The following is a 14,867-nucleotide window of genomic DNA, read 5'->3' on the forward strand; positions in this document are numbered from 1 at the left end:
TTGCAAAGAAAAGAAGAGAATATCCAAATGAACATTCTCTTCTTGAGGTTTACCCGTTTAAAAAGAAGGTAAATTATCTAAGTTATTTTCTTTCATACCATCAGGTTCACTACGTATAATATCCCTGCCATACTTATGAAATACGTCCACATGAGCTAACTTTCCTGATTTCGCTTCATCAAGAGCAGTAATATAATCTAACTCTCTCCCGCTACTTGTCTTAAAAGCAATTAAATCCCCATCATCATTTTTACGAACGGCAACAATTTGTTCTGCTCCTGAATTGACTTCATTGTCTACTTCAAATTGAGCTTGCTCTTCTCCTTGATGTAAGTAATCATTATAAACTTTTTCAAAGTCTTTTTTGTCCATAAATTTCACCTCCAACACATTTTATTAGTATGGTTGTGAGGTGTTGGTTTTATGTACCTTTCTCTTAACAAAATGTATTTTTATTTATTATAAGTTTTGAATCATATATTCTAATTTAAATGCTTTTTTTTAATACCTACGCAAATCCTTCAAAGTCTCCAATATATCATCTGTAAAGGCAGTAGCACCCTCATTCTCTAAAGCTGTAAAATATAAACTTCTTAAGAAAGCTCTAATATTTTGTACTAAAATAGCATGCTGAGGATGTCGGATGTCTTCAACAATTGCTATACTATGTAGCCAGTTGCTCCACTCTTCTTCAGTTAAAAGATTTTGATTACGTAACGACATAATTGGCGTTACTAATCTCTCATCCTCAAAGTGTATGTATACGTAGTCACTCATACGAACTTTTTGACGAACAGCAGCAAGGATTGCATATGAAAACTCACGATTTCGTATCGTACGCGCTAAAGCATCTAGTGCATCTGCCGCATGTGCAGTAGAATGTGCCCAGCCTTTTCCTTCTACGTAACCCCTTACATCTTCTTCTAAATAGACATATTCCAGAACTTGTTCTGCCACACTATACAGCTGTTCTTCAGATAACAGTGGTTCTCTTTCATGAACAGATAAAATAAGCGGCGGAATTAATACGGAGAACGCACGTTTAAATACAGAATCTGTTCCCTTTTCACCAATTTTATAAAATAAATAATCAGGACTAATTGCTTGTAACATTAATCCTCGTAATTCTTTTTGTCTAAATACATCATTTGTAATCCATTTGTGAAGCGTACTATAAATCAAATCATCACGTAATTCAGCATCAGGTGATCCGATATAATCTAGCATCCACTGTGCATATGGATATGCATCTACATCTTCTGGCACAGCATAATTATTATTTTGAATTTGTTGTAATTCTTCTTTTAGTTCTAGTACTTCTGTCATTATATTTCCTGTCCCCTTTTTACGTTTTTTAACTTATTTTCGCCTTATCCCCTGTAATTTCCCTCATAAAATTAAGTCGACTTTTAATATAGTTTTAGTCCCTATCTTTCTATGAACTTGATTCAATTATATAAATTTCTCCCGAAAAATAAAAGGAAATACATTGGAATACAAAAGCTTCTCACTTTGTTTACATGCATTTCATGTAAGCTTAGGCCATAAAATAAAGTATTTTTTCATTTGTATTCAAACGTAGTTACAATCAAAATTCAAATCATTTTAGAACTTGTTTAATAAATTCTGTTTTAGCTTTTGTGTATGCTTCTCTATCTTGGTTAAACCTTTTAGCTAACTCTTGCTTTAGATTTGAATAATCATAAACTAATTGTGGATTTTCTTGTAAGCGGTTACGAAATAAAAGTTGTTGCTCCCATCGTTCAGTTCCTTTAACCATCAAATGCAGATGAGCTACACGCCTATTATTCTTCACTTTCACAAAGAACCTTCTCCAAGGTCTTTCATCTAATTCCGGGCCTACATAATGCCAATCATATATAGCCAATTTTGCTGAAATATCGAGCACTCTATCAAATGAGTCTGTTTCAGCCATTAGATCAATGATAGGTTTTGCAGGTAAACCAGGTATGGATGTACTGCCTATATGTATTACTTTGCTAATACCGAGAGGAGTAAGCAGTTCATAAAGTTGCTGTTCTTCACATCGGCCTTTATCTTGCCAATCAGGATTTGCATTAACTATCTCTACTGACTCATTCGCCCATACAGGCCAATCGTTCGGATTATCTTTTTTATCCACCCGACGCATCCCCTTTCACGAACTTTTTGCTATATAAACGATTTTAAATTCATTTAAATACAACTACCGGATCATCAAAATTACTATTCTGAAATATAACATTTGCACATTCTTTCGGATTATGCTCATCTATATACATCTTACAAGCTGCATGATATCTGTTTATAAACATTTTCTCTGCTTCTTGATAACTTCCAAAAGCCTCAGTCTCGCGCTCTGCACCACGGTTTCTCGCAATCTCAAAATCTGTATCTACGAAAATTTTATAGTCAAATAGATACTCAATTTCTTTTTTCAATAAAAATGTTCCATCTACTATTAGCACCATATTTGGCGAGGCCACTAGCGGCGTATTATGTACAGGCATGTCCGTTATTAAGTTATGAGAAATCGTTTCATACTGTAAATTCCCGTTAGGTCCTAAAGGTTTTAATAGCCTTTCTTTGAAAGCTGTATAATCGTGTGCATCTTCATAATACCCTCTTGCAGATTCTTTTCCTTGTGCATAACGAATCACTCTCGGGTTATGAAAATCGTCAATGCTGGTGCGTATTACTTGCACTCCCCGATTTTTCATTTCCTCTGCCAGTTCGTTTGCAAATGTTGTCTTTCCTGAAGCTGTTATACCATTTACTCCAACTCTTGTTGGATGGGTTAAGTTTAATTTAAAAATATGATCTACAATTTTTTTAATGCGTTGTTTTCGGCGCATGACATTCCCTCCCGTAACTCTGTTTACATAATATATTTATAATAAATAAACTTCATCACTGTTTGTCGGTAAATCGATATTTTGAAAAACCGTTGATATATTTTTATTAAGTTACATATTCCTTACTTCCCTTTAAACCCCCGATACAAAGCAGTTCGTAACTCCTGCTTGTATTCCTCAATTTCTGGCATATCCAACTCTTCAGCTAATCGGATGGCTAGTTCAATATCATATGGTACACGTACGAGTTGAATGGAAAAGCTTGCTGCTTCTTTTTCATTGTATGTTCCTTCAAAAATTAAATAGGAAGCTTGTGTAATTTCAAGTGGATTACCTACACTACCAGCATTACATAACGTTTTCCCTCTAAAATTTTGCACATACGCCTGATGAACGTCACCGTAACAAACGACATCTGGTTTTCTTTCCCCTTCTATATTCTCTGTGAGCTCACTATTTTCGAACATACTAATACGCTCTTCTCTTGTTGCATGTGGTTGAATTCTTTCATATAAACTTCTTGGTGAAGCGTGGAACATACGAATGAGTTTGCCGCTCATAAAAAATTCGATTGAAAATGGTAAGCTTCTTAAATAGTCATTTTGTTCTTCTGATAATTGTTTTTGATGCCATTTTAACGATTCAAATTCAGTCGGTTTTGTAATGAAATCATCCCAGTTTCCCATTACGGTTCCTTCACATTCTTTACGAACGATTTCAATTACTTCGCTAGAATGCGGACCTTTTCCTACTAAATCTCCAAGACAAATAATACGTTCAATTCCTCTTAATTTAATATCTTTCAGTACTGATTCTAATGCCGGAATATTACCATGTATATCTGAAATTACCGCAATTTTATCCAAATGAATCCCTCCGTTATTTATTGTTTATTATATCCTCATGTTGTGATTGATACCATTTTGGAATATAAGATGAAAAATGATTATGATCTTCTATAATTCGGTTCAATCTTTCTTTCATATCCTCTACTAAATGTGGTGTAGTTCGGTTTGTCCATACGATATCCGCTGGGAATGTCATCGCTGCATATAATGAATACAGTTTCCAAAAATGGAGTGGCGGATTGCCTCCGCAATAACCGTGAACTTGTCCAACCGCAAATGGTTTGCTTATTCTTGTAGTAAAAATCGCTACGTTATAAAAATCATGTATGGGATCACCAAAATCATATCCACTAAAATCGATAACGATAAACTCTTTATTGTGAATCATACTATTTGCTGGGTGGTAATCATCGTGTAAAAATGTGATAGGCCGATTTTTCAATAAGTCTTTATGATTTTTTACAAAGGTTAATACTGGCTTCAAATCCAGAAAATTCACCTCATAATCTGCTAATGCCTCTATGTACCTTTCATACTTATTCCACCTAAATATTTCCCATTTATTACTTGCACTTTCTCTTTCTATCGAGTGAATTCTCTTTAATATTTTCCCTGCTTTTCTTCCTGCATTATACTGTTCTTCCACCGATAGCTTGCTTAAGCTCTCTTCACCATTTACACCTTGGGTCCATTCAAATACTTGAACACATTTATTTAATCCCTCAAGTTTTATGAAATGAATTAACTGCGGCGTTGGAATATGTAATAACTCCAATTGTTTCATATACATATATTCTTCTTGTTTTCGTTCATAATTAGCAGAATCACACACTTTTACAAAATAAGTTTCTCGATTCTCTAGGTCAATTTTATACTTCTCTTCGTGTGAAAAACCTTTTGTAATTGCTGTACATTTTACAATACGTGACCACTCTAGTTTTCTTTCTATCTCTGTTAATATCTCTTCCACACACTCACCTCTATCCATATACGTACAAACTACCTAACACTTCATGCTCTCGTTTCTTTTCTCCTTTAAACTCCACTGCAAATGGATATTCGCCATGATGCTTCAAACGTTCTAGTACTAGCCCTTCTCCAACTGGTTCACAAAACTGCACATGAACATCACCAAACGATACACTTTGACACTCAGCATTCCATTCTTCATTTTGTATGATTGAATTTGCAGTTAGCTCCATTACTTCTTTCCATTTCCGCACTGTTTCTCGAACATTTTTCACCGTATAATGAATCGTTTCAATTTCTTGTACTTTATTTTTATGCTCAGTGATCGTCCCTATTTTACGTAAATCGTTTCTTCTTTCTTCATCCGTTTCATTCCACTGTATAAAGAATGGTAATTTCGGTCCATTCTCTTCTTGCTTTACAAATAACATTTTCCATTCTAAAAGCCGACCATCTTTTCTCATCCGTTTCCCTTCAAATGGTCCTATCGTATGTAAGCCGTGCTTATTAAACTTATTTGCTAGTTCTTCAATTTCATCTGTTCGAATTGCGATTTGTAGCATCCCTTCTCCATTTTTTAATTTCACCACTGTTTCTTGTACTAATGGATTTTCTGCTTCTTTCGCTTTTTCTTCATGCTGAACTGCTAAAAATTCTATATATGATAAATCAAAATAACATAAACTATTCCAAGTACCCCAAGTCGTATGCTCACCGCCTAATGCAGTATGAAATCCATGCTCCTGCATTTGTTTTGCCGCTTCCTCCGGTGTACAATGCACTGCATGAACGAGATGATCAAATGCTAACATAGTCTTTCTCCCCTTTCTCTCCATCCTTTTATTGTATATTTTATTTTTCTTTCGTTCAATTCAAAAAACTTTAAAACCCAGTTGATTTATACGATTAATGTGTATTATAATAAAACAAATTTAATTATTGCTGATTGGAAAAACCAAAGGCACTTTTCTCATACGGGAAAAGTGTTTTTTTCATTTATTATTACAGGGGGATTATTTATGCAGAAATTAATTGTCTTTGCTATTATTGGATTTTTCGCTCAATTGATTGATGGCGCACTTGGTATGGCGTACGGGGTAACGTCTACCTCACTATTATTAATGTTTGGTATCGCACCAGCTGTAGCTTCCGCATCAGTTCATTTAGCTGAAGTCGTTACAACCGCCGCTTCTGGTGCATCTCATATCAAATTTGGAAACGTTGATAAATATACAGTTTCTAGGCTTACATTACCAGGAGCAATTGGCGCATTTATTGGGGCATGTTTTTTAAGCAATTTACCTGGTGATGTAATTAAACCGTACATTTCCATATTTTTATTTACTTTAGGGGTTTATATTTTATTACGATTCATCATTCAAAAACAAATTGTTTCTTCAAATAAGCGTATGTCTGCTAAACAACTTGTACCACTTGGCTTATTCGCTGGATTCGTCGATTCAACTGGCGGCGGTGGTTGGGGGCCGATTACGACACCTGTTCTTCTTGCAAGAGGAAATGAAGCTAGAAAAGTTATTGGATCTGTAGATACGAGTGAATTTCCTGTTTCACTCGCTGCAACGATTGGCTTTTTCATTTCACTTGGCTGGGAACAAGTAAGCTGGGTTTGGGTATTTGCCCTCATGCTTGGTGGCATTGTTGCCGCACCAATCGCCGCATGGTTAGTACGCATCGTTCCTTCTCATTTACTTGGCGTACTCGTTGGCGGACTTATTATCTTTACGAATATTCGTACACTGCTTACTACATTTAAAGTAGATCCAACTATTATTTCACTTTCTTACGTTGCAGTTGGTCTTGTCGTTATTATATCTATTTTTATTGCTGTTCGTAATCATTCCAATCGTTCTAACGTATCGACAGCCGGCTATCCGAAAGATCAAAAACAAATGCTACCATAATTAATAATAATACCGCCCGATTTACTTCGAGCGGTATTTTTTATTTTTCTATTTTCCAATTGACCATCGTTTCAGTACTATTTACTCTTTTCATATGTAATTTCTCTAATACACGAATGGAGCTATAGTTATCAAGGAGTGTCTCCGCTATAATCATTTCCACTTCCCCTGTTTGAAAAGCCCATTTCATTAATTCACTAACTGCTTCTGTTGCATACCCTTCATTCCAATATTTCTCAATAAATCCGTAACCAATTTCTACCGTATGTTGCTCATTCGGTTTCCCTTTAAATCCTATATCACCTAGAACAACATCATCCTCTTTCCGAATAACATACCACGGTCCCCACGGTAATGAAGCCGCATCTCGTTTCACATTTTCTATATGTCCTACAATATGCGGACCACTATTGTATCCTTGATTATCCGCAATTTGAATCCATTCTTCTGTACACGGTACTATATGTAATCTTTCCGTTTCTAATTTCATAATGATATCCCCTTTTCAATTAAACAATACCTCAATTTTATCAGAAGTAAAAAGAATATTCATTCTATTTATCGAATTTATACTTATTCTTTGAAACGAATTTAAGGAATAATCCCCTTTTAATAGTTATGTCGAATTATATTTTCTGAATTTTCTTTTAATTTTAAAGGGTTTTTCAATATTTTTTGCGAAACATTTGTATAACAATTTTTCTTTGCTTATTGTTACATAACAGTAGGTTCGGGTGGAGTTTTGCAAGCGTTTCCTATACAATAACCGATAATTTTTGACTTTTCCTAACAAAATCCCTTGCAATATATTCAGAAAATCATTACAATTGCCATATATTAAAAATCATAGCAATATATAAATCCTCATCAATCCGATGAGGTAGAGGTTGCGACTTTTAAAAGTAAAATGGACGAGACACAGCGAATGTCACTGACTCCGTTTGAAAGGAAAAGTTGCCGAAGTTTATATTTCTTCTCTGGAAATATGAGCTGGGGCTGTCTCCGAAAGGAACAGAACTGTCACGTTTACAAAATTACCGTGTAAACGTGGTGTGCTATCTTAACGGAAGGGTATGATGGGGTGGTTATTTGTGAAACGTTCCGCCTAATTCCTTTGGCGGTTTTTTGTATTTTTCTCCCCCGCTCCTTCCTAACCTACAAGAAAAGGAGTGTTGAACATGAATAGCGCAACAAATCAATCTACCTCTAAAACGCAAACTACACAAGGACAAGGTGAATTAAAACGCGGATTAAAATCTCGTCACCTTACGATGATTTCTCTCGGTGGTACAATCGGTACCGGATTATTTCTTGCCAGTGGTGGTGTTATCCATTCAGCTGGTCCTGGCGGTGCATTAGTCGCATATGCCGCAATTGGAATTATGGTTTATTTTTTAATGACAAGCTTAGCAGAACTCGCGGCTTACATGCCTGTTACTGGATCTTTTAGTACTTATGCAACAAAATTTGTTGATCCATCACTTGGTTTTGCACTTGGATGGAACTATTGGTATAACTGGGCAATTACGATTGCAGCTGAACTAGCGGCCGTAACATTAATTATGAAATTTTGGTTCCCAGATACCCCTTCTCTTATTTGGAGTGGACTTTGTTTAGCTATTATTTTTCTCTTAAACTATTTATCTGTTAAAGGTTTTGGTGAATCTGAATATTGGTTCGCACTTATTAAAGTAGTTACTATTATTATCTTTTTAATTGTCGGTTTTATGATGATTTTTGGAATTATGGGCGGCGAATCTGTCGGCTTTAAAAACTTCACTGTTGCAGATGCACCATTTAATGGCGGCATCATGGCAATTATCGGTGTATTTATGGCTGCTGGTTTCTCATTCCAAGGAACTGAATTATTAGGAGTAGCTGCTGGTGAAACTGCTGATCCAGAACGCAATATTCCAAAAGCAATTCGTTCTATCTTTTGGCGTATTATATTATTCTACATTTTAGCAATTCTCGTTATCGGTTTATTAATTCCTTATACGACTGATAGCCTTGCAGCAAGTGATGTTACAGTAAGTCCATTTACACTTGTATTTGAAAAAGCGGGCGTTGCCTTCGCTGCTTCTGTTATGAACGCTGTTATTTTAACTGCAGTACTTTCTGCTGGTAACTCTGGAATGTATGCATCAACTCGTATGCTTTGGGATTTAGCTCGCCAAGGAAAAGCACCAAAGTTCTTAGGAAAATTAGATAGCCGTGGTGTACCTGTTAACGCATTAATCGCAACATCAGTAGTTGGTAGCGTCGCTTTCATCGCTTCTTTATTCGGTGACGGTGTTGTATACATTTGGTTATTAAATGCTTCTGGGATGTCAGGATTTATTGCTTGGGTCGGGATTGCTATTAGTCATTACCGTTTCCGTAAAGCTTATATTGCACAAGGGAAAGATTTAAAAGATTTACCATATCAAGCAAAATGGTTCCCGTTCGGTCCAATCTTTGCATTTACACTTTGTGTTGTCGTTATTTTAGGTCAAAACTACGGAGCATTTACGGGAGCATCTATCGACTGGAACGGTGTACTCGTTTCTTACATCGGTTTACCACTCTTCTTAGTACTATGGTTAGGCTATAAATTTACTAAGAAAACGAAAGTCATTCCACTTGATAAATGTGAACTGAAATAAAGTAAAACGAGCAAACAAAATTGTTTGCTCGTTTTTTTTATTACAATCCCATTTACTTTATTATTTCTTATCTTTTTGCAATAATAAAGCAAATACACTTAAAGGTTGGGATCACATGAACATTCGTATTATCGATGAAGCAAAAGCTGCTATACATAGACTAGAACGTGAAGACAAAAAGATTATTCGCATTAGAGGGACAATGACAAACTCTTGCAGCATTTTTGTTGATGTTGATTTAATTTGGGATACATATAATGCGGATGATGTTGTATATGAAGATGAACAGCTTATTATACAAATGGACTCATTCACGAAAGACTACACTGGTGGTACGTTAAAACTTGATTATAAAACAACTGGTTTTAGTATTACGACTCCAAGTGAGACGTTGGTGTATGGGTTGTCGATTAAAAAATAAACATTGTTTTTATCCGACCAATGGGGTGAAAAAATGGGTAAATATGTTCCGTTAAAATTTTTATTTAACGAAGAATTAGCAGAAAAAATGGCTGATTCTATTTCTAAACACGTTCCTAATTTCTCTAAAAAAAATTTTGTAGATTCCGTAACATATAAAGTTGAAAATTTAGAGTTAAAGCAACGTATAGAAGTAATAGCAGATGAATTACACAATGCATTACAAAAAGATTTTAATGAAGCAATACATATATTACTGAAAACATTAGGACCAGAAAATACAACAGAAGTCGGCACATTTACAAAGGGTTATATGTATATGCCTATCGCAAAATACGTTGAAAAATATGGGCTTAACGATTTTGACTCCTCATTCAACGCAATGTATGAAATAACAAAAAGAAATACTGCTGAATATGCCATTCGTCCTTATCTTGAAAAATACCATGAAGAAACCTTGGACATATTGCAGCAATGGTTACGTGATGAAAACAGCCACATCAGGAGATTAGTTTCAGAAGGTACTAGACCAAGACTTCCTTGGGCAAAAAAAATAGGAGCTCTGAAAGGTGACTTCAGAAATAATTTAAAGCTTCTTGAGCCATTAATGAATGACCCTTCTAAGTATGTTCAAAAATCTGTAGCCAATCACATTAATGATATTACGAAAGAAGATAACGAACTCGTTTTTCAATGGTTGCAACAATTACGCGATAAACAGCATCCTGTTAATCCTTGGATTATGAAACATGGATTAAGAACGGTGATAAAAAGTGGGACTTTGCCAAAAGATTTTTCTTTTTAAGTATTTTATACAAAAACGCTTATGCTTCAAAAATGAAGTATAAGCGTTTTTTCCTTTTGAATAAAGCAATTATAAACGTAAAAAGTGCTTTAAAATTCTTCTTTATACCTTTATTTTACTAGCTCTTCTATGTTATTACTTTTCTTGATTTTTTCTGATGATAGCCAGAGTGAATAACTTGTTCCATCCTTGTTCCTTAAAAATATGTTAAATTCCTTATTATATAGTTCTTCTTTAAGAATAGTGACTACCTTTCTCAAATCCTCTATTACATATGAATCATTTCTATATTTTATCTCACTGTCATTGAAAACTAAAGTCAATTCATACTCTAGACAATTGCCGTCTTTCGGGTGTGAACAAGTAATATCTTCCATTCCAAAACGATCATTTTGAATTTCATTTAACCTTTCGCCTACTTTTGTTTCAGTTTGAATCAAATATGTCCAATAACCGCTTACGGTGTTTTTCATTGTCAAAAGCAGTTCTTCTTTCGTTATAGCTTTTTGCACATTATAAAAAGGTAAGCCTATAGATTCACCATTATAATCCTCAATTTCAAGTTTTGTTATCTTTCTATTACTCTTCTGAATGAATTGGATTAGAGCATATAAACGATCTAATTCTTTTGATTCAAATTGACTGTAATCAATCTTGTCACTCGTTTTTAAAGTTAATAATAACTTATCAGTTGGTTTCTCCTCTATATAATCATCATCCACTATATATTGAAAAACATTTTTATTTTCAGGTTCCACGTAACCTAATTTTCCAATTTCTTCTAGCATTGGTTTGAATTCCTTATATTCCTCATATGTTTTTTTCCCGTATTGATATTCATCACCTTTTATTGTTGAATATAAGATGCCATCTACCTCTACTCTAAATTGAATATTTTTGTTATTTTTAGCTTGAACAGTATGGTATGTATGTCCCATATTCCCTTCATGTATAGCACCCCAATCTGTTACAACCACATCAATTCCGTGCTTTTTTTTCACATATTTTTTCACCTGATCTTCATCTTCATAATTACAACCACTTAAACATAAGAAACACAACACTAGCAACATTACATTTTTCATTCTTTTCATCTAGCCCCTTACCCTTTTTTCCTAAAAATAAATATTCCATATATAAACAATACTAAATTATCGAATGTTTTCAAACAATTAAAACGTTTTTATATTCAGTTTATATATCTATTTCTTGTATTAATAAAAATATCCCCATAGATAAGTACATCCAAAGGGATAAAACGGTTCCACTTTTTTATAAACAGTACGACTTTATTGTTATGTAACAGAAATGTGAAATATCATATTTCACAAAATATCTTGGCAAAATGCAGTTTCACTGTATAACCCCATCCAAAATTTGATCGTACTTTCACCTACCCTAATTACTTCAAAGGATTTTCACTCGATACTCCCGAATATATAAATAACCATTCTCGCAAGGAGCTAATTTATATGAATCTATTCGAACACGAAACATAAAACCGTTCCACTTTAATAAGAGGTCCTCCCTTTTTCTTTTCTTACTATATCATTTATTAACGAAATAGGAGGACGACAATATGAAACGTGATCCATTATTTTCAGCACTATTAGAAAGTGCAAAGACTAACTTTAACGGCTGGGATTTCTCTTTCATTTCAGAAACTGGCCGTATGAATAGCGAGCCCCTATCATGGTCATACGGTAGCACTGCTTTCCAGCTTATGCAACGTGCAAAATCAATGCTAGATATGGGGACTGGTGGCGGAGAGTTTTTATCTATGTTACAACCGTTCCCGTCAACTATTTATGCGACTGAGGGCTATGCTCCGAATGTCCCAATTGCACGAAAGAAATTAGAACCTTTAGGAGTTATAGTCGTAGAAGTGACTGATGATACTGCTTTACCATTTCAAGATGGTCAGTTTGATTTAATTGTGAATCAACATGAATCCTATTCTGCTTCTGAAGTGAAAAGAAGTCTTTCCATCAATGGAACATTTCTTACACAACAAGTCGGTGGTCTTGATTGTGCGGAACTGAATGAGCAGTTTGGCACACCGCTGAATAGCGAATTTTCAAGTTGGTCACTCGAAACGGCATGTAGTGAATTAGAACAAAATGGATTTACTATTTTAGAAGCGAAAGAAGAATTCCCTCTTCAGCGTTTTTATGATGTCGGTGCTGTTGTCTATTACTTAAAAGCAATTCCGTGGCAAATCCCTGATTTTATAGTAGATAGCTATACCGAGGAATTGTATCGCATACATGAAATTATCTTACAAAAGGGATATTTCAATGTGAAGCAACACCGCTTTATTATTAAAGCAAATTATGAAGAGTAAACTTAGAATTAGCATTCCTTGTAAAAAGCCAAATTCCCATAAAGAATTTGGCTTTCTCTTCGTATTTTAACGTTTCTTCTCTTATTGAGAAACGAGATATTTTTCATATCGTTTTTTCGTATTATCTTCTATCAAAAGTGTAGTTTTGTAATCAATAATATTCCGATTATCATATATGAATATATGCTCTAAATTGTTGTCCTCACTTAATAATGTCGGTAAATATCTTTGCAAATTGCTAACTACACCTCTATTATCACCATCTAATATCCAATCAATTGACTTCCATTCTAATATACCTTCATGAGTGCTTACTGGCGTATCAATATGTACTCCATCTGGTAAATCAGCTAGGAATACATACATTCCCTCGCTACCCCGAGGTTCGTCTTTAACTTTAAAAATAACATTCCCTTTATACGTTACACTTGGAAGCTCTATTCCCGTTTCCTCAAAGGTTTCTCTAATGACTCCTTCGTATGGCGTTTCATACTCTTCTATTTTCCCTCCGACACCATTCCACATTCCCATTGTCGGCTTCTTGTTTCTATTTAGTAAAAGTATTCTATCTCCTTTTCTAATGAAGCAAATTGTGTACTTATACATACGATCATTTCCTTTCATTTACATCTTCTTTTGTAAGCAATTCATTTTCCACATGTGTTATTTGGCTTATTTTCACGTGAAAACACTCGCCTTATAATCCCTTACCACATAATATATAGTACAACTTTCATACGTAAACTCTTTACGTATGAAAGAATCCTTTTTAGAAAGGAGAATTCAAAATCGATAACATTAGTAGCGAATTTCTAAAACAATATTACGACAGCAACGTTTGGTTACATGGTACACACTGGTTCGGGGTTCCAATCTGCAAACTTCCTTCTGATCTCTTTTTGTATCAAGAAATATTATACGAATTAAAGCCTGATTTAATTATTGAATGCGGAACTTTTCACGGTGGTAGTGCACTGTTTTTAGCTTCTATGTTAGATTTAATTGGAAAAGGTCACGTACTTACTATCGATATAACTCCGCAACCAAATCGGCCATCCCATAATCGAATTACGTATTTAACAGCTTCATCTGTTTCTGTACAGGCCGTCCAATCAATATTAAGTATGCGCAAACCTGATAATGTGATTTTAGTTATTTTAGATTCTGATCATAGTAAAGAACATGTATCGAAAGAACTCTTACTTTATAAATCTATTGTAACCACTGGCAGTTACATTATTGTAGAAGATACAAGTATTAACGGAAATCCTCTCCTTCCTGATTGGGGCCCTGGCCCAATGGAAGCTGTGGAAGAGTTTTTAACTAAAAATAGCAATTTCATAATCGATGAATCTAAACATAAGTTTTTCATATCATTTAATCCAAAAGGTTTTTTAAAGAAGATAAAGTGAAACTTTAATAAGTGGGGTTTTGTGAATCCCCACTTATTTTATGATTTTCATTTTCGAAAAAGGATAGTACACAAATTCCACTTTTCCTATTATATTATCTTCTTCAATATATCCTAAACCATTTCGACTATCCTTACTTTGTTCACGATTGTCTCCCATTACAAATAACTTATTTGGCGGAATCTTTGTCTTTTGAAAATTATAAAACACTTGTGTATTGTTATATAAATCTTTATTTATATAAGGTTCATCTTGCTTTTTGTCATTTACGTATACAGTTCCATTCGTTATGTTAATTACGTCACCAGGAAGCCCTATTACACGTTTCACATAATATTTCGACTCATTCTCTTCCTTAATAATGACGATTTCTCCGTGCTGTAAGCTAGAAAAATGTACCGCAGCTTTATTTACAAATACGTAGTCTTCTTCATGTAAAGTTGGCTGCATTGATTTTCCTTCCACTTTACATAAAGTGAAAGACTGGTACGTTACTACTAGGACAAATATAAATAGTATGTACTTTCCCCAACCTCTCTTATTCTCCTCTTTCATATCCATTCCCACCTTATCAAAACACTTTTTAACTCAAAAATATATCACTGCACCTGTTCATTTGCGCAGTGATATACTACAATTTGAATTTT

At 34.4% G+C, this 14,867-nt stretch carries 17 protein-coding genes and 1 riboswitch; of the genes, 6 read left to right on the top strand and 11 right to left on the bottom strand.

The features are described 5' to 3' along the window. Nucleotides 1-57: 57 nt before the first annotated feature. The 7 genes from NSS97_RS15695 to NSS97_RS15725 form a co-directional block, all read right to left on the bottom strand. On the bottom strand, nt 58-372 hold the full coding sequence (locus tag NSS97_RS15695) for a DUF3892 domain-containing protein (RefSeq protein ID WP_193664984.1): 315 nt from the start codon (nt 370-372) through the stop codon (nt 58-60). A 129-nt stretch (nt 373-501) separates the two neighbouring features. Next, nucleotides 502-1,326 (bottom strand): DUF2785 domain-containing protein, encoded by an 825-nt coding sequence (locus tag NSS97_RS15700; RefSeq protein WP_044443179.1) that lies wholly within the window; start codon nt 1,324-1,326, stop codon nt 502-504. A 274-nt stretch (nt 1,327-1,600) separates the two neighbouring features. Continuing rightward, nucleotides 1,601-2,143 carry a GrpB family protein gene (locus tag NSS97_RS15705; RefSeq protein ID WP_341113279.1) on the bottom strand — a complete coding sequence of 181 codons (543 nt, stop codon included), beginning with the start codon at nt 2,141-2,143 and terminating at the stop codon, nt 1,601-1,603. 49 nt (nt 2,144-2,192) lie between these two features. Then, nucleotides 2,193-2,855, bottom strand: coding sequence for an AAA family ATPase (locus NSS97_RS15710; RefSeq protein ID WP_107886672.1), 663 nt, complete (start codon nt 2,853-2,855; stop codon nt 2,193-2,195). 122 nt (nt 2,856-2,977) lie between these two features. Further along, nucleotides 2,978-3,721 carry a metallophosphoesterase family protein gene (locus NSS97_RS15715; protein WP_107886671.1) on the bottom strand — a complete coding sequence of 248 codons (744 nt, stop codon included), beginning with the start codon at nt 3,719-3,721 and terminating at the stop codon, nt 2,978-2,980. Between the two features lie 13 nt (nt 3,722-3,734). Continuing rightward, nucleotides 3,735-4,673, bottom strand: a complete 939-nt coding sequence (locus NSS97_RS15720) for an aminoglycoside phosphotransferase family protein (protein WP_341113282.1) — start codon at nt 4,671-4,673, stop codon at nt 3,735-3,737. 10 nt (nt 4,674-4,683) lie between these two features. Then, nucleotides 4,684-5,484, bottom strand: coding sequence for a VOC family protein (locus tag NSS97_RS15725; RefSeq protein ID WP_107886670.1), 801 nt, complete (start codon nt 5,482-5,484; stop codon nt 4,684-4,686). A 207-nt stretch (nt 5,485-5,691) separates the two neighbouring features. Between NSS97_RS15725 and NSS97_RS15730 the strand changes: the two genes are divergently transcribed. Next, nucleotides 5,692-6,594: a sulfite exporter TauE/SafE family protein gene (locus NSS97_RS15730; protein WP_002127976.1), complete on the top strand. Its 903-nt coding sequence runs from the start codon at nt 5,692-5,694 to the stop codon at nt 6,592-6,594. Nucleotides 6,595-6,634: 40 nt separating this feature from the next. Here NSS97_RS15730 and NSS97_RS15735 read toward each other — a convergent pair whose 3' ends face one another. Then, nucleotides 6,635-7,084 (bottom strand): GNAT family N-acetyltransferase, encoded by a 450-nt coding sequence (locus tag NSS97_RS15735; protein WP_107886668.1) that lies wholly within the window; start codon nt 7,082-7,084, stop codon nt 6,635-6,637. A gap of 383 nt (nt 7,085-7,467) precedes the next feature. Continuing rightward, a riboswitch (Lysine riboswitch) is annotated at nt 7,468-7,660 on the top strand. Between the two features lie 112 nt (nt 7,661-7,772). Between NSS97_RS15735 and NSS97_RS15740 the strand changes: the two genes are divergently transcribed. The 3 genes from NSS97_RS15740 (at nt 7,773) to NSS97_RS15750 (ending at nt 10,464) form a co-directional block, all read left to right on the top strand. Continuing rightward, nucleotides 7,773-9,239 carry an amino acid permease gene (locus NSS97_RS15740; RefSeq protein ID WP_341113284.1) on the top strand — a complete coding sequence of 489 codons (1,467 nt, stop codon included), beginning with the start codon at nt 7,773-7,775 and terminating at the stop codon, nt 9,237-9,239. Between the two features lie 115 nt (nt 9,240-9,354). Then, nucleotides 9,355-9,660 carry an iron-sulfur cluster biosynthesis family protein gene (locus NSS97_RS15745; protein WP_341113286.1) on the top strand — a complete coding sequence of 102 codons (306 nt, stop codon included), beginning with the start codon at nt 9,355-9,357 and terminating at the stop codon, nt 9,658-9,660. A gap of 33 nt (nt 9,661-9,693) precedes the next feature. Continuing rightward, entirely contained in the window at nt 9,694-10,464 is a 771-nt protein-coding gene (locus tag NSS97_RS15750; protein ID WP_341113288.1) for a DNA alkylation repair protein, read from the top strand. A 110-nt stretch (nt 10,465-10,574) separates the two neighbouring features. Here NSS97_RS15750 and NSS97_RS15755 read toward each other — a convergent pair whose 3' ends face one another. Next, nucleotides 10,575-11,558, bottom strand: a complete 984-nt coding sequence (locus NSS97_RS15755; RefSeq protein ID WP_044443124.1) for a hypothetical protein — start codon at nt 11,556-11,558, stop codon at nt 10,575-10,577. A gap of 485 nt (nt 11,559-12,043) precedes the next feature. On the opposite strand from NSS97_RS15755, the gene NSS97_RS15760 reads away from it, so the two are divergent. Further along, on the top strand, nt 12,044-12,808 hold the full coding sequence (locus NSS97_RS15760; RefSeq protein ID WP_044443122.1) for a class I SAM-dependent methyltransferase: 765 nt from the start codon (nt 12,044-12,046) through the stop codon (nt 12,806-12,808). Nucleotides 12,809-12,889: 81 nt separating this feature from the next. On the opposite strand, the gene NSS97_RS15765 is transcribed toward NSS97_RS15760, so the two are convergent. Next, on the bottom strand, nt 12,890-13,414 hold the full coding sequence (locus NSS97_RS15765; protein WP_341114643.1) for an NUDIX hydrolase: 525 nt from the start codon (nt 13,412-13,414) through the stop codon (nt 12,890-12,892). A gap of 182 nt (nt 13,415-13,596) precedes the next feature. Here NSS97_RS15765 and NSS97_RS15770 point away from each other — a divergent pair, with 182 nt between their 5' ends. After that, nucleotides 13,597-14,220 (top strand): CmcI family methyltransferase, encoded by a 624-nt coding sequence (locus tag NSS97_RS15770; protein ID WP_107886664.1) that lies wholly within the window; start codon nt 13,597-13,599, stop codon nt 14,218-14,220. Between the two features lie 33 nt (nt 14,221-14,253). On the opposite strand, the gene lepB is transcribed toward NSS97_RS15770, so the two are convergent. After that, on the bottom strand, nt 14,254-14,775 hold the full coding sequence (gene lepB, locus NSS97_RS15775; RefSeq protein ID WP_044443120.1) for a signal peptidase I: 522 nt from the start codon (nt 14,773-14,775) through the stop codon (nt 14,254-14,256). Nucleotides 14,776-14,867 lie beyond the last annotated feature (92 nt).

This window comes from Bacillus sp. FSL R12-0074 (assembly GCF_038005725.1).
GTDB lineage: Bacteria > Bacillota > Bacilli > Bacillales > Bacillaceae_G > Bacillus_A > Bacillus_A mycoides.